The organism is Pseudomonas sp. URMO17WK12:I9 (genome assembly GCF_900230165.1).
GTDB lineage: Bacteria > Pseudomonadota > Gammaproteobacteria > Pseudomonadales > Pseudomonadaceae > Aquipseudomonas > Aquipseudomonas fulva.
The window spans coordinates 1-18,126 of sequence record NZ_OCMQ01000002.1; the positions used below are offsets into that span (position 1 = coordinate 1).

General features: G+C 60.9%; 19 protein-coding genes. 10 read left to right on the plus strand and 9 right to left on the minus strand.

The window, feature by feature from the left end; genetic code table 11:
- Positions 1-276 (plus strand): hypothetical protein (locus tag CRP40_RS22095; RefSeq protein WP_204904880.1); only part of this gene is annotated, 276 nt, incomplete at its 5' end.
- Positions 277-342: 66 nt separating this feature from the next.
- Here the strand turns inward: CRP40_RS22095 and tyrS are convergent.
- The gene (gene tyrS / locus CRP40_RS04655) at positions 343-1,542 is read right to left on the minus strand and encodes a tyrosine--tRNA ligase (RefSeq protein ID WP_027913656.1); all 1,200 of its coding nucleotides are present in this window, start codon (positions 1,540-1,542) and stop codon (positions 343-345) included.
- A gap of 213 nt (positions 1,543-1,755) precedes the next feature.
- Here tyrS and CRP40_RS04660 point away from each other — a divergent pair, with 213 nt between their 5' ends.
- Positions 1,756-3,177: a peptidoglycan DD-metalloendopeptidase family protein gene (locus CRP40_RS04660; protein WP_027913655.1), complete on the plus strand. Its 1,422-nt coding sequence runs from the start codon at positions 1,756-1,758 to the stop codon at positions 3,175-3,177.
- Positions 3,178-3,181: 4 nt separating this feature from the next.
- A complete protein-coding gene (locus tag CRP40_RS04665) occupies positions 3,182-4,273 on the plus strand; it encodes an anhydro-N-acetylmuramic acid kinase (RefSeq protein ID WP_027913654.1) in 1,092 nt (363 codons plus the stop codon).
- A 63-nt stretch (positions 4,274-4,336) separates the two neighbouring features.
- Here the strand turns inward: CRP40_RS04665 and erpA are convergent, their stop codons facing one another.
- Positions 4,337-4,687 (minus strand): iron-sulfur cluster insertion protein ErpA, encoded by a 351-nt coding sequence (erpA, locus tag CRP40_RS04670; protein ID WP_023532751.1) that lies wholly within the window; start codon positions 4,685-4,687, stop codon positions 4,337-4,339.
- 132 nt (positions 4,688-4,819) lie between these two features.
- Positions 4,820-5,854 (minus strand): N-acetyl-gamma-glutamyl-phosphate reductase, encoded by a 1,035-nt coding sequence (gene argC / locus CRP40_RS04675; protein WP_027913653.1) that lies wholly within the window; start codon positions 5,852-5,854, stop codon positions 4,820-4,822.
- A 141-nt stretch (positions 5,855-5,995) separates the two neighbouring features.
- Here argC and hemJ point away from each other — a divergent pair, with 141 nt between their 5' ends.
- The 5 genes from hemJ to CRP40_RS04700 all read left to right on the plus strand — a co-directional run bounded on the left by hemJ (position 5,996) and on the right by CRP40_RS04700 (position 9,537).
- Positions 5,996-6,421 (plus strand): protoporphyrinogen oxidase HemJ, encoded by a 426-nt coding sequence (gene hemJ, locus CRP40_RS04680; protein WP_023532455.1) that lies wholly within the window; start codon positions 5,996-5,998, stop codon positions 6,419-6,421.
- 167 nt (positions 6,422-6,588) lie between these two features.
- Positions 6,589-7,371: an SDR family oxidoreductase gene (locus CRP40_RS04685; protein WP_027913652.1), complete on the plus strand. Its 783-nt coding sequence runs from the start codon at positions 6,589-6,591 to the stop codon at positions 7,369-7,371.
- A gap of 64 nt (positions 7,372-7,435) precedes the next feature.
- The gene (locus tag CRP40_RS04690; protein ID WP_027913651.1) at positions 7,436-7,774 is read left to right on the plus strand and encodes a histidine triad nucleotide-binding protein; all 339 of its coding nucleotides are present in this window, start codon (positions 7,436-7,438) and stop codon (positions 7,772-7,774) included.
- 65 nt (positions 7,775-7,839) lie between these two features.
- Positions 7,840-8,487 (plus strand): 2-polyprenyl-3-methyl-6-methoxy-1,4-benzoquinone monooxygenase, encoded by a 648-nt coding sequence (gene coq7, locus CRP40_RS04695; protein WP_027913650.1) that lies wholly within the window; start codon positions 7,840-7,842, stop codon positions 8,485-8,487.
- A gap of 9 nt (positions 8,488-8,496) precedes the next feature.
- Complete coding sequence (locus CRP40_RS04700) at positions 8,497-9,537, plus strand: hypothetical protein (protein ID WP_027913649.1); 1,041 nt, start codon at positions 8,497-8,499, stop codon at positions 9,535-9,537.
- A 36-nt stretch (positions 9,538-9,573) separates the two neighbouring features.
- Here CRP40_RS04700 and CRP40_RS04705 read toward each other — a convergent pair whose 3' ends face one another.
- On the minus strand, positions 9,574-9,996 hold the full coding sequence (locus CRP40_RS04705) for an OsmC family protein (RefSeq protein WP_023532673.1): 423 nt from the start codon (positions 9,994-9,996) through the stop codon (positions 9,574-9,576).
- A 187-nt stretch (positions 9,997-10,183) separates the two neighbouring features.
- Between CRP40_RS04705 and crp the strand changes: the two genes are divergently transcribed.
- Complete coding sequence (gene crp / locus CRP40_RS04710) at positions 10,184-10,828, plus strand: cAMP-activated global transcriptional regulator CRP (protein WP_027913648.1); 645 nt, start codon at positions 10,184-10,186, stop codon at positions 10,826-10,828.
- Here the strand turns inward: crp and CRP40_RS04715 are convergent.
- The 4 genes from CRP40_RS04715 to CRP40_RS04730 all read right to left on the minus strand — a co-directional run bounded on the left by CRP40_RS04715 (position 10,825) and on the right by CRP40_RS04730 (position 14,148).
- Complete coding sequence (locus tag CRP40_RS04715) at positions 10,825-11,529, minus strand: lipoate--protein ligase family protein (protein WP_027913647.1); 705 nt, start codon at positions 11,527-11,529, stop codon at positions 10,825-10,827. The two genes, crp and CRP40_RS04715, sit on opposite strands and share 4 nt — an antisense overlap.
- Before the next feature lie 136 nt (positions 11,530-11,665).
- Complete coding sequence (gene trpC, locus CRP40_RS04720) at positions 11,666-12,499, minus strand: indole-3-glycerol phosphate synthase TrpC (RefSeq protein ID WP_027913646.1); 834 nt, start codon at positions 12,497-12,499, stop codon at positions 11,666-11,668.
- Complete coding sequence (gene trpD / locus CRP40_RS04725) at positions 12,496-13,545, minus strand: anthranilate phosphoribosyltransferase (RefSeq protein WP_027913645.1); 1,050 nt, start codon at positions 13,543-13,545, stop codon at positions 12,496-12,498. Before trpD ends, trpC begins: the two co-directional genes overlap by 4 nt.
- 9 nt (positions 13,546-13,554) lie before the next feature.
- Positions 13,555-14,148, minus strand: coding sequence for an aminodeoxychorismate/anthranilate synthase component II (locus CRP40_RS04730; RefSeq protein WP_027913644.1), 594 nt, complete (start codon positions 14,146-14,148; stop codon positions 13,555-13,557).
- Positions 14,149-14,516: 368 nt separating this feature from the next.
- Here CRP40_RS04730 and estP point away from each other — a divergent pair, with 368 nt between their 5' ends.
- On the plus strand, positions 14,517-16,397 hold the full coding sequence (estP, locus tag CRP40_RS04735; protein ID WP_027913643.1) for an esterase EstP: 1,881 nt from the start codon (positions 14,517-14,519) through the stop codon (positions 16,395-16,397).
- Between the two features lie 245 nt (positions 16,398-16,642).
- On the opposite strand, the gene trpE is transcribed toward estP, so the two are convergent.
- Complete coding sequence (gene trpE / locus CRP40_RS04740; RefSeq protein ID WP_027913642.1) at positions 16,643-18,124, minus strand: anthranilate synthase component I; 1,482 nt, start codon at positions 18,122-18,124, stop codon at positions 16,643-16,645.
- Positions 18,125-18,126: the final 2 nt, after the last annotated feature.

Below are 18,126 nucleotides of genomic sequence, written 5' to 3' on the forward strand. Positions count from 1 at the left end.
TCAAGCGTTTATTTTGAAGGTTGTTTCGAGAAACTCGTTCAACTTCAACCACTTGACTCGCTTCGATCTCTCGTAGCGGGAGGCGAATTCTACAGCGTTTCAACACGCTGTCAACCTTCTTCTCAACCGCCGCCGATCTATTCGATCGTAGCCCTTTCAGCACCACCCGAACTGGCTAACTCATTGAATCTCAAGGAGTTTCGCGTTCCGATGTCGCTGGAAGTGGGGCGCATTATAAGGGGATTCGAAACCGCGTCAACCTTTAATTTCATATAAATCAAAAGCAAAGCGGGGGAGGCCCTTCGGCCTCCCCCGCTTATATAGAGACGCACAACGAACGTCTTACTCTGCTTTGAGCGTTACGCGCGCAAACGACTTCTTACCCGCCTGGCAGACATGGGTCGCACCCAGTGCCACTACAAACTCACGGTCAACCACGACGCCATCGACCTTCACAGCCCCACTGCCCAGCAGGTCCCGCGCCTGCGCCGAGTTCTTGACCAGCCCGGCACGGTTGAGCACTGCAGCAATCGGCAGCGCCTCGGTTGCAGTCACTTCGATTTCGGGCAGGTCTTCCGGCAACTCGCCTTCCTTCATACGATTACCGGCGCCACGATGAGCGTTGGCTGCGGCTTCTTCCCCATGGAACCGCGCCACGATCTCCTCCGCCAGCTGGATCTTGATGTCCCGAGGGTTCGCCCCATTGGCCACATCCATACGCAGCTGATCGATCTCCTCCATGGAGCGGAAGCTCAGCAGCTCGAAGTAACGCCACATCAAGGTGTCCGGAATCGACACGAGCTTGCTGTACATCACACCCGGCGCTTCCTGGATGCCGACATAATTACCCAGGGACTTGGACATCTTCTTGACGCCATCAAGCCCCTCAAGCAGGGGCATGGTCACGACGCTCTGAGCTTCCTGACCGTAGGCACGCTGCAATTCGCGCCCCATGAGCAGGTTGAACTTCTGGTCGGTACCGCCCAGCTCGACATCCGCCTTGAGCGCGACCGAGTCATAGCCCTGCACCAACGGATAGAGGAACTCATGAATGGCGATGGGTTGATTGGTGGTATAGCGCTTGTCGAAATCGTCACGCTCCAGCATACGGGCGACCGTGTACTGCGACGCCAGACGGATGAAGTCGGCGGGCGTCAGTGCATCCATCCAGGTGGAATTGAACGCGACCTCGGTCTTGGCCGGATCGAGAATCTTGAAGACCTGCTGTTTATAGGTCTCGGCATTGTCCAGCACCTGCTCACGGGTCAGTGGCGGACGCGTGGCACTCTTGCCACTGGGGTCGCCGATCATGCCGGTGAAGTCACCAATCAGGAACACCACGGTATGCCCCAATTCCTGGAACTGGCGCAGCTTGTTAATCAGTACCGTGTGACCGAGATGAAGGTCAGGTGCGGTAGGGTCGAAACCGGCCTTGATGCGCAAGGGCTGACCACGCTTGAGTTTTTCAACCAGCTCGGACTCCACCAGTACTTCTTCCGCACCGCGCTTGATAAGCGCCAGCTGCTCTTCAACCGACTTCATAGACAAACCCGCAAGGCTCAGATTCAGGGGGAGCCAACCATACAAGATCGGCCGTCAAATACAAGTTTTGCAAAGGAATGTGACCTGGGGACGTGCTCGCAGCGTCTACGCGCCCTTGCGTGAAAATGGTTTTGGTTATATTTTATACAGTTATTTCATCTTCATCATGTCATTCATCTATTCCATTTCACCTTTTTCAAAGTCTCCTTACCCATGACCAACGAACCGCCTAAAGCGCCTCCGCTTTATCCGAAAACACACCTGTTGGCCGCCAGCGGCATTGCCGCCCTGCTTAGCCTGGCATTGCTGGTATTCCCATCCAGCGACGTGGAAGCCAAAAAAACCACCCTCAACCTCGAGCTGGAAACCCCAGCCGAGCAACTGAAAGACGAATCCCGCGCCGCGCCGCTGGTGCAGGCATCCGGCGAGCAGGGCTCGCCGTTTGCGCAGATCGATGAGGCGGCCGCATCCACCCAGAAAGCGGAACAGCAAACCCCTCCGGCAGAAGCTGCCGCACAGCCCGCCAAGGACCCTGCCCACCGGGAAGTCACCGTCGCCAGCGGGGATACCTTGTCAACGCTGTTCGCCAAGGTCGGACTGCCGGCCAATGCCGTCCACGACATTCTTGCCAGCAGCAAGCAGGCCAAGCAGTTCAGCCAGCTCAAGCACGGCCAGGTCCTGCAGTTCGAATTGGACAAGCAAGGCCAGCTGGCCAGCTTGCACAGCAAGGTCGGCAACCTGGAAACCATCCGCCTGACCAAGACGGCCAAGGGCTACACCTTCAATCGTGAAATCAGCAAACCCGTGGTGCGCACTGCCTACGCCCATGGCGTCATCAAGAGCTCGCTCTCCGCATCGGCACAGCGCGCCGGGTTGTCCCACAGCCTGACCATGGACATGGCCAAGGTGCTGGGATACGACATCGACTTCGCCCAGGATATTCGCCAAGGTGACGAGTTCGACGTGGTCTATGAGCAGAAGGTGATGGACGGCAAAGTGGTCGGCACCGGCAATATCCTCTCGGCGCGCTTCACCAACCGCGGCAAAACCTACACGGCCGTGCGTTATACCAACAAGCAAGGCAACACCAGCTACTACACGGCCGATGGCAACAGCCTGCGCAAGGCCTTCATTCGCACACCCGTGGATTTTGCGCGCATCAGCTCTCGCTTCTCTGCCGGGCGCAAGCACCCGATTCTGAACAAGATCCGCGCCCACAAGGGGGTGGATTATGCAGCCCCGCGAGGCACGCCCATCAAGGCTGCGGGTGATGGCCGCATCGAGCTCGCCGGCCGGCGCGGCGGCTACGGCAATACGGTGATCATCCAGCACGGCAATCGGTACAAGACCTTGTACGGTCATATGCAGGGCTTTGCCAAGGGCATCAAGACCGGGGGTTCGGTCAAGCAGGGCCAGATCATCGGTTATATCGGGACCACGGGGCTTTCTACCGGGCCTCACCTGCACTACGAGTTCCAGGTCAACGGCGTGCACGTCGACCCGCTGAGCCAGAAAGTGCCGATGTCCGACCCGATCGCCAAGAACGAGCGCCAGCGTTTCCTGCAGCAAAGCCAGCCGCTGATCGCACGCATGGATCAGGAAAAAGCCACGCTACTTGCCATGAACAAACGGTGAGCCCATGGGCCTCTACCTAGGCGTGATGTCAGGGACCAGCCTGGATGGACTGGACATCGCCCTGATCGAGCAAGGCGAGCACGTCGAACTGCTCGCCACCCATTACCTGCCCATGCCAACGGAATTGCGGCAAGCGCTGCTTGACCTGTGCACGTCTGGGCCGGATGAAGTGGCGCGGGTCGCCCTCGCTGAAAACGCGTGGGCGACGGTGGCAGCGCAAGGCATACTCGATTTGCTCGACCACCACGCCTTGCAGCCCACCGACATTCGCGCCATCGGCAGCCATGGCCAGACCATTCGCCATGAGCCTGCCCGAGGTTTCACCGTGCAGATCGGCAATCCGGCGCTCCTGGCGGAGCTGTCAGGCATCACGGTCGTGGCTGACTTTCGTCGCCGTGACGTAGCAGCCGGCGGTCAGGGCGCGCCGCTCGTCCCAGCGTTCCACGAAACGTTGTTCGGCCATCTCGAACAGCCGTTGGCCATCCTGAACGTAGGCGGTTTCAGCAACCTCAGCCTGATTGCCAAGGACAAACCGGTCCGAGGTTTCGATTGCGGCCCGGGCAATGTCCTGATGGACGCCTGGATCGAGCGCAAGCGCGGCCAGGCATACGATGCCGACGGCGCCTGGGCGGCCTGTGGGGCTGTGCAACCTGCCCTGCTGGCCTCTCTCATGGCCGACCCATTCTTCGCCGGCAGTGGGCCCAAGAGTACAGGCCGTGAAGTCTTCAACCTGCGCTGGCTGGACAGCCACCTCGCTGCCCTGCCTGCTTATCGCGACGAAGACGTCCAGGCAACGCTGCTGGAGGTCAGTGCACAAAGCATCATCGATTCGCTGAGCACCGCACAGCAGGGCACCAGGACGCTTTTGGTGTGTGGGGGCGGCGCGCACAATGGCGCCTTGATGGCTCGCCTTGCAACAGGCCTGCCTGGCGTGAAGGTGTCCAGCACCGTTGAACAGGGAGTAGACCCTGACTGGGTCGAGGCCATGGCGTTCGCCTGGCTGGCGCATTGCTGCCTCGAAGGCATACCTGCCAACCGTCCCAGCGTTACAGCGGCCAAAGGCCTGCGTGTTCTGGGCGCCATCTATCCGGCTTGAGCCATTGATCTGCCCAACGAAAAACGCCGCGCTTGAGCGCGGCGTCTTGACGAGGGCATGTCGTCAGATCGAGAACGAAGAGCCACAGCCACAGGTAGTGGCGGCGTTAGGGTTCTTGATGATGAAGCGTGAGCCTTCCAGGCCTTCCTGGTAATCCACTTCGGCACCGGCCAGGTACTGGAAGCTCATCGGGTCCACGACCAGCGAAACACCCTCGCGCTCAACGATGGTGTCGTCATCGGCCACTTCTTCATCGAACGTGAAGCCATACTGGAAACCCGAGCAACCGCCACCGGTGACGAATACACGCAGTTTCAGCCGGTCATTGCCCTCTTCGGACACCAGGTTCTTCACCTTCAGCGCAGCACCGTGGGTAAATTCCAAAACCGTAGGGGTGAAGGTTTCGACGCTCATGTTGATTCTCCCGGCGCGGTGGCCGTAATAAAACTCGATGACGGCCATTATCCGCTTTCCCGAGAAAATCGGTCAACAATAGGCGACGGGCAGGTCGCGAATCAGTGCAGCCTGCCGCAAGCCTTCTTCAGCTCACGGCAACAGGCCGGCATGGCTCAGCCCCATCCGCTCATCGAGCCCGAACACGATGTTCAGGTTCTGCACGGCCTGCCCTGAAGCGCCTTTGACCAGGTTGTCGATGACCGACAGCACCACGACCAGGTCACCGCCTTGCGGACGATGAACAGCGATGCGGCAGACGTTGGCGCCGCGCACGCTGCGGGTCTCGGGGTGGCTACCCGCGGGCATCACATCCACGAAGGGCTCGTTGGCGTAGCGCTTCTCGTACAGCGCCTGAAGATCGACCGATGTGTCGGCGACGGTCGCATACAAGGTGGCATGGATGCCGCGGATCATCGGCGTCAGGTGAGGGACGAAGGTCAGCCCAATGTCCTTGCCCGCAGCCAGACGCAGGCCCTGGCTGATTTCCGGAAGGTGACGATGCCCTTTGACCGCGTAGGCCTTCATGCTCTCACCGGCTTCACAGAACAGCGACCCCACGGCCGCACCACGTCCGGCACCGCTGACACCGGACTTGCAGTCGGCGATCAAGCGCGACGCATCGGCCAAGCCAGCTTCCAGCAACGGCAGGAAACCCAGTTGAGTGGCGGTTGGGTAGCAACCCGGAACCGCGATCAGTCGTGCCTGGCGGATCTTGTCGCGGTTGACCTCGGGCAAACCATACACGGCACCGTCGAGCAGATCAGGCGCGCCGTGAGGCTGGCCGTACCACTTGGCCCATTCAACTGCGTCCTGCAGGCGGAAGTCGGCCGACAGGTCGATGACCTTGGTGCCCGCGGCCAGAAGCTCGCCCGCCAAGGCATGAGCGACACCATGCGGGGTGGCGAAAAACACCACGTCACACGCGCCCAGCGCCTTGCTGTCGGGCACGCTGAATGCAAGGCCGTCGTAATGGCCGCGCAGGTTCGGGTACATGTCGGCCACTGCTACACCCGCTTCCGAGCGCGACGTGATGACCGCCACCTCGGCCTGTGGGTGCTGAGCCAGCAGACGCAACAGTTCGACGCCGGTGTAACCCGTGCCGCCGACGATACCGACCTTGATCATAACGCTTGCCCCTTATCAACGAGCCGTCTGGAAAACGCACGATGATAGGGGCGTGATGCGTCTGTCACAACACTTCAGGTGTCCCTGAGGGCGCCTGGGCACTACTATCTGACGACCGTGAATACCTGAAGGAATGCCCCGATGCTCTACCTATGGATCAAAGCGCTGCACATTGTCAGCGTCGTATGCTGGTTTGCCGGCCTGTTCTACTTGCCACGGCTGTTCGTCTACCATGCCCAGAGCCAGGACAGCATCAGCCAGGACCGGTTCGTGACCATGGAGCGCAAGTTGTACCGAGGCATCATGAACCCGGCGATGATCGCCACCTACGTATTCGGTGCCTGGATGCTCTACCTCACGCCTGGGTGGCTGAGCCAGGGTTGGCTGCACGCCAAACTCACCCTGGTGCTTCTGCTGACCGGCTACCACCACGTGTGTGGCGCCCAGCGCAAACGCTTCGCTGCCGGCACCAACACCCGCAGCCATGTCTACTATCGCTGGTTCAACGAGGTACCTGTGCTGATCCTGCTGGCGGTCGTCATCCTGGTGGTGGTCAAACCGTTCTGAGGGTGTTGCCCAGCACTGGGCGGTGCAGCGCTAACGGCCGATCGGCATAAGCGCCACTGACAGGCCCTGCAGCGGCTCATTCCCAGGCTTGGGCGGCCCAGCAAAACGCAGCATCCACCACTGCCAAGCTGTACACTAGATGCCCTCTTCGGCCCCAGGAGCCCTGCATGACCCGTTACGCCATGATCACCGGCGCTTCCACCGGCCTGGGCCTGGCCCTGGCGGAGGCCCTGGCACGGCGCGGGCGCAACCTGATCCTGGTCGCACGCCACCGTGAAACGCTGGAGCCGGTCGCCATCGAGCTTGCCCAGCGTTTCGGCGTCGAGGTGCTGTTGCGTGCGTGCGATCTGAGCCAACCGCTGAGGCTGTCGGGGTTCGTTCTCGAGCTCGAAGAAGGCGAGCGACGCATCGATTTGCTGGTCAACTGCGCCGGTCACCGCACCTACGGGCCATTCCTGGCCCATGAGTGGGCCGACGAACAGGACCTGCTCGAAGTCAATGTGCTGGCGCTGAGCCGCTTGTGTCATGCCATCGGCAATCTGATGGCGGTACAGGGCGGCGGCCAGATCCTCAACGTTGCCGGGCTGGCCGGTGTGGCCCCTGGGCCCTGGATGGCCACCTATGCCGCCAGCAAGGCCTACGTGATGAATTTCTCCCAGGCCCTGCGCGAAGAACTCAAACCCACAGGCATCAAGGTCTCCGTGCTGTGCCCGGGACCGGTACGTTCCTCACGGCGCCGCATAGCCCGGCTCGAAGGCAAAAGCCGCTGCCTCAGCCCCGAGGAAGTGGCGCTGTACACCGTTCGCGCGCTCGCCCGCAACCGCGCCCTGATCCTGCCGGGGCGACGCAATCGCTGGCTGGCGATCGCCCCGCGGCTGCTGCCGAACTGGCTGGTGCGCAAGCTGGCAGGTGTGATTCACCGGCGTTATTGCCCAGCCGGTATGGAATAGTCGCTGGGCGAGCGGCTCCGGCCTGAGTACACTCGGCCCGGACCCTCACCATGGAGCAAGTGCTGTGGACGATTTATTCCTCAAGATCATCAACCGAGAGATCCCGGCGAAGATCATCTACGAAGATGACCAGGTTCTGGCATTTCACGACATCGCCCCCCAGGCCCCGGTGCATTTTCTGGTCATTCCGAAAAAGCACATCCGCACCCTCAACGACCTGACCGAAGAAGACAAGGGCCTGGCTGGGCACATTCTGTTCACGGCCCAGCGCCTGGCCAAGGAGCTGGGCTGCGAGGAAGGCTTTCGCGTGGTCATGAACTGCAATGAACAAGGTGGCCAGACGGTCTACCACATTCACATGCACGTGCTCGGCCAGCGCCAGATGAACTGGCCACCGGGCTGATCCACCGCAAGCGACTCGAGCGCGATTGGGTTAAACTGTCGGGCACATTCTTGCGGAGGTGCCCGATGGCTACCGAACGTCACTATTCCCCGCTCGACCGCTTGTTGCTGCAGGCCGACACCGCCATGCGCACCTTGCTGCCGTTCAGCGGCCAACCCTCTCGCCCGTCCCCGGCTATCGTCAAACCCGCCGTCGAACTCGAAGATCGGCAGGCACGCCACGTGGCAGGGCTGATGCGCATCAACCACACCGGCGAAGTCTGCGCCCAGGCGCTTTATCAAGGCCAGGCCTTGACGGCCAAGCTGCCGTCAGTGCGCAAGGCCATGGAGCGCGCTGCGGATGAGGAAATCGATCATCTGGCCTGGTGCGAACAACGGATCCGTCAACTCAACAGCCACCCCAGCGTCCTGAACCCGCTGTTCTACGGCATGTCATTCGGCATTGGCGCTTTTGCCGGGCTGGTGAGTGACAAGGTGAGCCTGGGCTTCGTGGCAGCCACCGAGCACCAGGTCTGCAAGCACCTGGATGAGCACCTGGTGCAGATCCCTGCCGAAGATGAAAAATCCCGGGCCATCCTTGAGCAGATGCGCGTCGACGAAGAACAGCACGCCGATGCGGCACTGCAAGCCGGTGGCTACCGCTTCCCTGCGCCTGTGCGTTTTGGCATGAGCCTGCTGGCCAAGGTCATGACAAAGAGCACCTATCGCATCTGAAGGCTCGCCATGACAACACGTTTCGACGCCAAGGACCTGGCGCGAGCGGTCGAGGCGGGGATTCTCCAGCCAGACCAGGAACAGGCCCTGCAAGCCTTTCTCAGCCAGCGGCATAGTGCGACGGGCAGCCTGCAGCTGGCCCATGGCGCGTTCTACTTCGGCGCACTGCTGGTCATGGGGGCCATGGGCTGGCTGCTCAATGAAGCATGGCTACGCATCGGCGACACCGCGTTGCTGGCCGTGGCCAGTGCCTACATCGGGTTGCTGACCCTGGTCGCACTCAGCCTTCAGAAGCGTAAACAACCCGTTGCGGCCGGCGTACTGGCCGCAGCCGCGGTCAGTATCGTGCCACTGGCCGTTTTCGCACTGGAGCGATTGCTCGGTTGGTGGCCGCTCGATGACGTGCAAGCCGATTACCACCAGTACTACACCCAGGTACAAGGCGGTTGGCTGGCCATGGAGGCCGCTACCGTTCTTGCAGGTGTGATGATGCTCCGCCTAGTTCCCTACCCGTTTATCGTCATGCCCATTGCCGTTGCCCTGTGGTTCATGTCGATGGACCTTACCGAGTGGGTAGTCGGCGCGCCATTCAGTTGGGAACAACGCCGGGAGGTATCCCTGTGGTTCGGATTGGCGACCTTGCTGGTGTTTCTGCTGGTCGATGGCAGAACACGGCATGATTATGCCCACTGGGGCTATCTTGCCGGTCTGGCGGCCTTCTGGGGTGGGCTGACCATGCTCGACAGCGGCAGTGAATGGGGAAAAGCCACCTACTGCCTGATAAACCTTGTGCTCATGGGGGTGGCAGTGCTGCTGCGAAGGCCCGTTTTCATGGTGTTCGGCGCACTTGGCGTTGCCGCCTACCTGGGGTACCTGGCGTATGACGTATTTGCCGAATCATTGCTGTTCCCGGTGTTGGTCAGCTTGATCGGCCTGGGCGTCATAGGGCTGGGCCTGCTTTACCAGAAACACCGGGAGCCGTTGAGCCAGTCGGTCAGAAGCGCACTGCCAGGCTGGCTATACGCAACGCTGCCAGCACTGCGCCATTGACGGTCGCCGGTACGCCACGCAGCTCGCGCCCTTTGCTCAACCCAGTTCCACGATCTCGTAGCCATGGGTGATCTCGACCCCGGCACGCTCGAGCATGATCGACGCTGAACAGTATTTTTCGGCCGAAAGCTCGACGGCACGCTTGACCTGCGCCTCTTTCAATCCCCGGCCCTTTACCACGAAATTCATGTGGATCTTGGTGAATACCTTCGGGTCTTCACCTGCGCGCTCGGCCTCAAGAAACGCTTCGCAGCTCTCCACCGCTTGGCGCGATTTCTTCAGGATGCTGACCACATCGAAACTGCTGCATCCACCCAGGCCCAGCAACAGCATCTCCATCGGCCTGACGCCCAGGTTTCGGCCGCCGGCTTCGGGTGGGCCATCCATCACCACGACGTGACCGCTGCCGGATTCGCCAAGGAACATTGCCTCACCGGCCCACTGGATACGTGCCTTCATCACCCGAACTCCTGATTTCGCAAAAAGGGTGTCAGCTTAGTCGTTGTGCCGCTGTGGGAAAAGCATGTAAGGACTCGCTTTAATGCCGAAACATTTTGTAGTGTCTGATAAGCTGGCGCCAATCGAATGGCGTTTTTCCAGCCAGCTGCCATGGATGCCCATGGACTGCACAGAACAGGATTTCGCGATGGTAGCCTCTGCCCTACCCCCAAAGATCAAGAACATCGACAAATTGCTGGTGCACTGTCAACGCCGGCGCTACAGCGCCAAGAGCAACATCATCAGTGCAGGTGAACGCGCGCAGACGTTGTCGTTCATCATCAAGGGGTCGGTCACCATCCTCATCGAAGACGAAAACGGCCATGAGATGATCATCGCCTACCTCAACAGCGGTGACTTCTTCGGTGAGCTGGGGCTGTTCGAACCGGTTGAGTCGCAGCAGCATCGCAGCGCGTGGGTTCGGGCCAAGACCGAATGCGAAGTAGCCGAAATCAGCTACGACAAGTTCCGCGAACTGGTACGACATGAGCCAGACATGCTCTATGCCGTCAGCAGCCAGATGGCCCAGCGCCTGCGCGACACTACCCGCAAAGTCGGTGACCTGGCTTTCTTCGATGTAACCGGCCGAGTTGCCCGGTGCTTGCTCGACTTGTGCAAGCAGCCCGACGCCATGACCCATCCAGACGGCATGCAGATCAAGATCACCCGCCAGGAAATCGGGCGAATCGTCGGTTGTTCACGGGAGATGGTCGGCCGCGTCCTGAAGGACCTGGAAGAACGCAGCCTGGTCCAGGTCAATGGCAAGACCATGGTGGTACACGGCACCCGCTAGCTGATGGGCACCTCAGCCAGCACCTGCGCGTACGCTTGCGACAGCTGTGCAAACCACGGCGCCGCCGGTACTACCTCATGCAGGGCGATGTGGGCATCGGGGCGGCATCGCTGTTCGAGGTTGCAGCACGTATTGAAGTGGTTGACGGCGGCTACCATCGCCTCGCGATCGTTGTCCAACAGCAATGCCCCATGTACCAGCACCACCGGGCCTTTGCCTGCGGCGCTCTGGCGCCAGCGCTGGGCGGTCCCCACCAACTTGCGGCCATTGAGGTTGACGTTGTAGCGGCCATCGCAGAATGCGCCCTCGATCTCGCCAACCGAGGCGACACCCCCCCACGCCTGCAGCACCTCGCACAGCGGCAGGCACAAGCGCTGGTAGGCTTTTTCGATACGCCCCTGATCGCCCTCACTGCGCGGGGCCGCATAGACCAGGGCAATATTTACCGTCGAATGGGACTGCGGTACAGGCTCGCCGCCGGTCTCGCGCAGCAGCACTGGCCATCCAGTGCCAGCCAGTTGCGAACTCGCCGCTTCAAAGTGCTCCAGCCGGCTCATCCTGCGAGGCATCACCAGCGCCTGATCAATGGGGCGCCAGAACAACACACCGTTATCGCGCTCGCCCCGGCAAACGGCGGCCAGCAGGTCCTGTTCAGTAGACAGCCCTTGCTCGACGGTAAGGGCCAGAGGCTGGTCAGTCATTGCTTCACCTTCAATTGAGTTACGCAGGCTGCGGCCATCATCGTAAGCGTCACAGCCTCTGCACGACTGGCATTGGGGCGCCCATGAGCCAAATGGCAGCCATGAAAAAGCCGGCAACATGGCCGGCTTGGTTCATTCAGTCCAGTTGCTGGATGGTCTTTTTCACTTGATCAGGGAAGAACAAGCGCTGGAGCTCAATCCCCGGGTTCTCAGCCCGCATGAACGCTTCACCCACCAGGAATGAATAGACGCGGTTGATTTTCATCAGCTGCACATCGGCCTGATTGAGGATGCCGCTTTCGGTAATGGCGAGCCGATCCGCGGGGATACGTGGCAGCAGGTCCAGCGTGGCCTCCAGGCTCACTTCGAAAGTGTGAAGGTTACGGTTGTTGACCCCCACCAACGGCGTGTCCAGCGTCTTGAGCGCGCGCTCCAGTTCATCACCATCATGCACTTCCACCAGCACATCGAGCCCGACCGACTTGGCCGTGGCCGCCAGCTCGGCCATTTTCACATCGTCGAGCGCCGACACGATCAGCAGCACGCAATCTGCACCCAAGGCACGGGCCTCGACGATCTGATAAGGGTCGACCATGAAGTCCTTGCGGATCACCGGCAGTGATACGGCTGCTCGCGCCTGCTGGAGGTAGTCGTCCGCCCCTTGAAAATAATCGACGTCCGTTAACACCGACAGGCAGGTTGCGCCGCCTTTCTCGTAGCTGACGGCAATGTCTGCAGGGACGAAATGCTCCCGGATCACACCTTTGCTAGGAGAGGCCTTCTTGATTTCAGCGATCACCGCTGGTTGCTTGCGCTCAGCCTGACGCAGCATGGCGTTGGCAAAACCACGGGGCGCGTCGGCCGCCTTGGCCAACTGCTCAAGTTCGCCAAGGCTTACGCGGGCACTGCGTTCAGCCACTTCTTCGAACTTGCGGGCGATGATCTTTTCCAGCACCGTTGGCACGCTCATGCTTCGTTCTCCACCTTGAATACGGCTGTAAACGCACCCAGCTCTTGCAGTTTTTCCCAGGCCAACCCGGTGTGCAGCACGTCGTGGGCAAGTTCAACGCCGGCCTTCAGGCTCATGGCGTGATCTGCGGCGTAAAGGGCTGTACCGGCATTGAGCACGATCATCTCGGCGGCCTTCTGGCCGTTCTCGGTCTTGCGTCGACCCAGCGCATCACGAATCAGCGCCAGAGACGCCTGCGAGTCCTCGACCGCCAGGCCATGAAGGCTCTGGCTCTTCATGCCCAAGTTTTCCGGTTCAACCCAGTACTCGGAAATCTCGCCATTTTTCAATTCAGCCACGAAGGTGGGCGCAGCCAGGCTGAACTCGTCCAGCCCATCCTTGGAATGCACCACCAGCACATGCTTGCTGCCCATGCGGTGCAGCACCTCGGCCAGAGGACGGCAGAGCGCCTGGGTGAAGACGCCAACCACCTGATGCTTCACACCTGCCGGATTCGTAAGCGGGCCAAGCATGTTGAACAAGGTCCTGAGCCCCAGATCGCGACGTGGCCCAGCGGCATGTTTCATGGCGCTGTGGTGACTCTGGGCGAACATGAAGCCGATACCCAGGCTGTCGATGCAGCGGGCCACTTGAACGGGTGTCAGGTTCAGGTAGATGCCAGCAGCTTCCAGCAGGTCTGCGCTGCCACTTTTGCCGGACACCGCCCGGTTGCCATGCTTGGCGACGGTGCAGCCGGCAGCGGCCAGGACGAAAGCCGATGCCGTAGACACGTTGAAGATATTGGCGCCATCGCCGCCGGTACCCACAATGTCGACCACCCCATCCAGGGTTTTGAGTTCGACCTTGTCAGCCAACTCCCGCATGACCGACACCGCGCCAACGATTTCGTCGATGCTTTCACTTTTCATGCGCATGCCCATTAGAAATGCGCCAATCTGCGCATCACTGCATTGGCCGGTCATGATCTGGCGCATCACACCGCGCATTTCCTCGGTGGAAAGGTCCAGATGGCCGACGATGCGACCCAGCGCGCTCTTGATATCCATATTCGTTCCTTAGCGGTGGCCGCCGGTCTGCTGGAGGAAATTGGCGAACAGTTCATGGCCCTGCTCGGTGAGTATCGACTCGGGGTGAAATTGCACGCCCTCGATATTCAACGTCTTGTGCCGTACCCCCATGATCTCGTCGACCGAGCCATCTTCGTGTGCGGTCCAGGCCGTCACTTCCAGGCACTCAGGCAGCGTCTCACGCTTGATCACAAGCGAATGGTAGCGGGTCACGGTCACGGGGTTGTTCAGGCCGCTGAATACGCCAAGGTCGCGATGGTGGACCGGGCTCGTCTTACCGTGCATCACCTGGCGTGCCCGCACGACATCGCCACCGAACGCCTGGCCAATGGACTGATGCCCAAGGCACACGCCCAGAATCGGCAATTTACCGGCGAAATGAAGAATGGCTTCGATGGACACACCGGCTTCGCTCGGCGTACAGGGCCCAGGCGAGACGACGATGCGCTCCGGCGCCAGGGCTTCGATCTGGGCGATGGTCATTTCGTCATTGCGAATGACCCGTACATCAGCCCCTAACTCGCCCAGGTACTGGACGACGTTGTAAGTGAATGAGTCGTAATTGTCGATCATCAGTAACATCGAATGAAACCTCTTGAACCTACTGACTTCATGATTCGAACCTTCCTGCACCTGTCGCAGGCGCAACTTAGCCGCTAATGACGTTGAGACAGGAAGGCAAACAAGGGCGGGCCGGACGAACCGGCAGAGGATAAAGTCAGGCGCGCCAACGCCAACGGGCGTGGGCCTTGATAACGCGCATCAAGAGTTTGCTGACGATCAACACAGGGTAGGTCTCGCTCATACGTCTCGGCACAGTAGCCTACCGGGGCGACGGGCGCAATATGCCCGTAAACACTGGGAAACGAATGGCATCAGGTGCGATGCACGCCGTTTTGCTAAGGTCGATGAGGTTGTCCTGATAAAAACAAAGAAAAGGATGTTTATCGATGCTCAACGTACCGTTATTGCGCGTCACCGCCGCCTCCCTGGCATTGGCCTGCGGCCAGGCATTCGCATCCCCTGACCCATACGCTTCATTGATCGTGTTCGGTGACAGCCTGAGCGACGCCGGCCAGTTCGCAGGCCTTCGCTTCACCAACCGCAACGCCGATGGCAGCTATGCACCGGTGTCGCCGATGATCCTGGGCGCTCGCCTGGGCCTGGACGCCAATGCGCTTGGGCCTTCCACATCGCCAGTCAATGCGGCGCTGGGCCTGCCCGATGGTAACAACTGGGCGGTTGGGGGCTATACCACTCGGCAGATCCTGGACTCCATCACCACCACCTCCAGCACGGTCATCCCACCCGGGCGCCCGGGCGCAGGCCTGGTGCTTCGGGAAAAGCCTGGCTATCTGGCCACCGGCCTTCGCGCCGATCCCAATGCACTGTATTACGTGACAGGCGGCGGCAACGACTTCCTGCAGGGCCTGGTCAACAGCCCAGCCGACGCCGTGGCTGCCGGCGCACGCCTGGCCGCCAGTGCTCAGGCCCTGCAACAGGGTGGTGCCCGCTACATCATGGTCTGGCTGTTGCCCGATCTTGGCCAGACGCCCAACTTCAGCGGTACGCCACAGCAAAATCCTCTGTCATTGCTGTCCGGTGCCTTCAACCAGGCACTGGTCAGCCAGCTCAGGCAAATCGACGCTCAGGTCATCCCCTTGAATGTCCCACTGTTGCTGAGCGAGGCCCTCACCAATCCCGCTCAGTTCGGGCTGGGCAGCGACCAGAACCTGATCGGTACGTGCTACAGCGGCGAAAGCTGCGTCGGCAACCCGGTGTACGGCGCCAATGGCAGCACGCCAGACCCTACGAAGTTATTGTTCAACGACGCCGTGCACCCGACCATTGCTGGCCAGCAACTGATCGCCGATTACGCCTACTCCGTTCTGGCCGCCCCTTGGGAGCTCACCCTGCTGCCCGAAATGGCCCACGCCAGCGTCAGAGCTCATCAGGATGAGCTGCGCAACCAATGGCAAGCCCCGTGGCAAGCTGTTGGTCAATGGCAGCCTTTCATCGCCGCTGGTGCCCAAGACCTGGACTTCGGCGGGCAACGCAGCGCCGCCAGTGGTGACGGCCACGGTTACAACTTGACCGTCGGCGGTAGCTACCGGGTTGACGATGCCTGGCGGCTGGGGCTGGCTGGCGGCGTGTACCGGCAGAAGCTGGAAGTGGGCAGCCATGATTCGGACTACACACTCGACAGCTACCTGGCCAGTGCCTTCGCGCAGTACCGTCAGAACCGCTGGTGGGCAGATGCGGCATTGACCGTCGGGCACCTGGATTATGACGATCTGAAACGCACCTTCGCGCTGGGGGTGAGCGAGCGTAGTGAAAAAGGCGATACCCAGGGCGAGACATGGGCCGTGTCTGGCCGACTGGGCTATAACCTGGCGCCGGACAGTGCCCGCTGGCAGCTGGCGCCATTCCTGAGCGCCGACTATGCCAGGGTCAAGGTCGATGGCTATGACGAAAGAAGTGATCGTGCGACCGCGCTGGGGTTCGATGACCAGGAGCGCACGTCACGGCGGCTGGGCCTGGGCCTGCTGGGTAGCGTGCAGGTATTGCCTGCTACCCGTGTATTTGGCGAGGTGGCCCGTGAGCACGAGTTCGAGCATGACCAGCAGGACGTACGCCTGAACTTCACCGCTCTGCCGGACAATGATTTCACGCTCGACGGGTATACCCCCCACAGCAACCTGACCCGAGCCAGCGTTGGGGTCAGTCATGAAGTGGTGGCAGGCGTGAATGTGCGTGCCGGGTACAACTGGCGCAAGAGCGATGAGCTCAAGCAACAAGGCGTGAGCCTCGGCATTAGCGTGGACTTCTAGCAGAGGACCAGCCCTGATCAACACTTGACGCTTATCGAAATCCTGAGGCTGCTGTGGCGCCTGTCGAGGCCACTCATGGACCGTTCTGTAGAAGCGGTCTTGTCGGGGCGACTGACCGGCCGCGACGGGCTGCGCAGCAGACCCAGCATGTCAGCTTCGCAGCACAACTTGTCGGGGCCGGTCCGGCGCCCCGACAAGGCCGCGCCTACAAGGGCATGGGCTGCGATATCTCAAGCGACTGCCACCTACCGCGAAGTGGTCTGTTCGGCCAATGCCACCGCGCGGAACATGGCCCGACGCTTGTTGATGGTTTCTTCCCACTCCAGCGCTGGCACCGAGTCGGCGACAATGCCACCGCCGGCCTGTACGTGCAGCTCTCCATCCTTGATCACAGCGGTACGGATGGCGATTGCCGTGTCCATGTTGCCGTTCCAGGCGAAATACCCCACTGCACCGCCATAAACCCCGCGTTTGACCGGCTCCAGCTCATCGATGATCTCCATCGCACGGATCTTGGGCGCGCCGGACAGCGTACCGGCAGGCAAAATGGCACGCAGTGCGTCCATCGCCGTCAACCCTTCGCGCAACTGGCCGGTGACGTTGGAAACGATGTGCATGACGTTGGAATAACGCTCGATCACCATCTTCTCGGTCAGGCGCACGCTGCCTGTCGACGATACGCGGCCGACATCGTTGCGCCCCAGGTCGATGAGCATCAGGTGCTCTGCAATTTCCTTGTCATCCGACAGCAAGTCGTCTTCCAGCGCGCGGTCGGCCTCCTCCGTTGCTCCGCGTGGGCGAGTACCGGCAATGGGGCGCACCGTGACCAGGTTGTCCTCGACCCGCACCAGCACTTCAGGGGAGCTGCCGACGACATGAAAGTCCCCAAAGTTGAAGAAATACATGTACGGCGTCGGGTTGAAGCAACGCAAGGCGCGATAAAGGTCGATGGGTGCTGCCTTGAAGTCGATGGACATGCGCTGCGACGGCACCACCTGCATGCAATCCCCGGCCAGGATGTATTCCTTGATACGGCCGACGGCATGCTCATAGTCATCGCGCGTATAGCTTGACCGGAATGCAGGCTCGGCGGCCTGAGGCCCGCTCAGGTCCAGCCCGCGGCGTGGCGTAATGGGCTGGCGAAGCGTTTCGAGCAGGCTTTGCAGGCGCGCCTGGCCCTGCTCGTAAGCGTGTTCCTGAGCAGGGTCCACCAGCACGATGGCGTGCATCTTGCCAGCCAGGTTGTCGAACACCACCACGGCGTCCGAGACCATCAGGAGGATGTCCGGCACCCCTAGCGGGTCCGGATTGGGGCTCGCGCCCAGACGCTTCTCCACGTAGCGCACGCAGTCATAACCGAAATAGCCGACCAGTCCACCGTTGAAGCGCGGCAGCCCGGGAACGTCGGCCACGTTGTAGCGCTGCTTGAAGGTTTCGACGAACGCCAGGGGGTCCTCGACGTCATGGCTTTCGACCTCGACACCATCCTGCAGGATGGTCACGTGGTAGCCATGGACGCGCAGCACGGTCCGCGACGGCAAACCAATCATCGAATACCGCCCCCATTTCTCGCCGCCCTGCACCGACTCGAGCAGGTAGGAGTTGGGCTGGTCAGCCAGTTTCAGGTAAATCGACAGGGGCGTATCGAAGTCGGCCAGGGTCTCGCAGGCCAGGGGGATGCGGTTATAGCCGGCAGCGGCCAGGCGCAGGAATTCTTCGCGGATCATGA

Coding starts and splice junctions, on each gene's coding strand:
- CRP40_RS04685 (WP_027913652.1), top strand. CDS start 6,589: ATGACCCGTTACGCCATGATCACCGGCGCTTCCACCGGCCTGGGCCTG.
- trpC (WP_027913646.1), bottom strand. CDS start 12,499: ATGAGCGTGCCAACGGTGCTGGAAAAGATCATCGCCCGCAAGTTCGAA.
- erpA (WP_023532751.1), bottom strand. CDS start 4,687: ATGAGCGTCGAAACCTTCACCCCTACGGTTTTGGAATTTACCCACGGT.
- CRP40_RS04660 (WP_027913655.1), top strand. CDS start 1,756: ATGACCAACGAACCGCCTAAAGCGCCTCCGCTTTATCCGAAAACACAC.
- CRP40_RS04700 (WP_027913649.1), top strand. CDS start 8,497: ATGACAACACGTTTCGACGCCAAGGACCTGGCGCGAGCGGTCGAGGCG.
- estP (WP_027913643.1), top strand. CDS start 14,517: ATGCTCAACGTACCGTTATTGCGCGTCACCGCCGCCTCCCTGGCATTG.
- crp (WP_027913648.1), top strand. CDS start 10,184: ATGGTAGCCTCTGCCCTACCCCCAAAGATCAAGAACATCGACAAATTG.
- tyrS (WP_027913656.1), bottom strand. CDS start 1,542: ATGAAGTCGGTTGAAGAGCAGCTGGCGCTTATCAAGCGCGGTGCGGAA.
- hemJ (WP_023532455.1), top strand. CDS start 5,996: ATGCTCTACCTATGGATCAAAGCGCTGCACATTGTCAGCGTCGTATGC.
- CRP40_RS04715 (WP_027913647.1), bottom strand. CDS start 11,529: ATGACTGACCAGCCTCTGGCCCTTACCGTCGAGCAAGGGCTGTCTACT.
- CRP40_RS04705 (WP_023532673.1), bottom strand. CDS start 9,996: ATGAAGGCACGTATCCAGTGGGCCGGTGAGGCAATGTTCCTTGGCGAA.
- trpE (WP_027913642.1), bottom strand. CDS start 18,124: ATGATCCGCGAAGAATTCCTGCGCCTGGCCGCTGCCGGCTATAACCGC.
- trpD (WP_027913645.1), bottom strand. CDS start 13,545: ATGGATATCAAGAGCGCGCTGGGTCGCATCGTCGGCCATCTGGACCTT.
- CRP40_RS04730 (WP_027913644.1), bottom strand. CDS start 14,148: ATGTTACTGATGATCGACAATTACGACTCATTCACTTACAACGTCGTC.
- CRP40_RS04665 (WP_027913654.1), top strand. CDS start 3,182: ATGGGCCTCTACCTAGGCGTGATGTCAGGGACCAGCCTGGATGGACTG.
- argC (WP_027913653.1), bottom strand. CDS start 5,854: ATGATCAAGGTCGGTATCGTCGGCGGCACGGGTTACACCGGCGTCGAA.
- coq7 (WP_027913650.1), top strand. CDS start 7,840: ATGGCTACCGAACGTCACTATTCCCCGCTCGACCGCTTGTTGCTGCAG.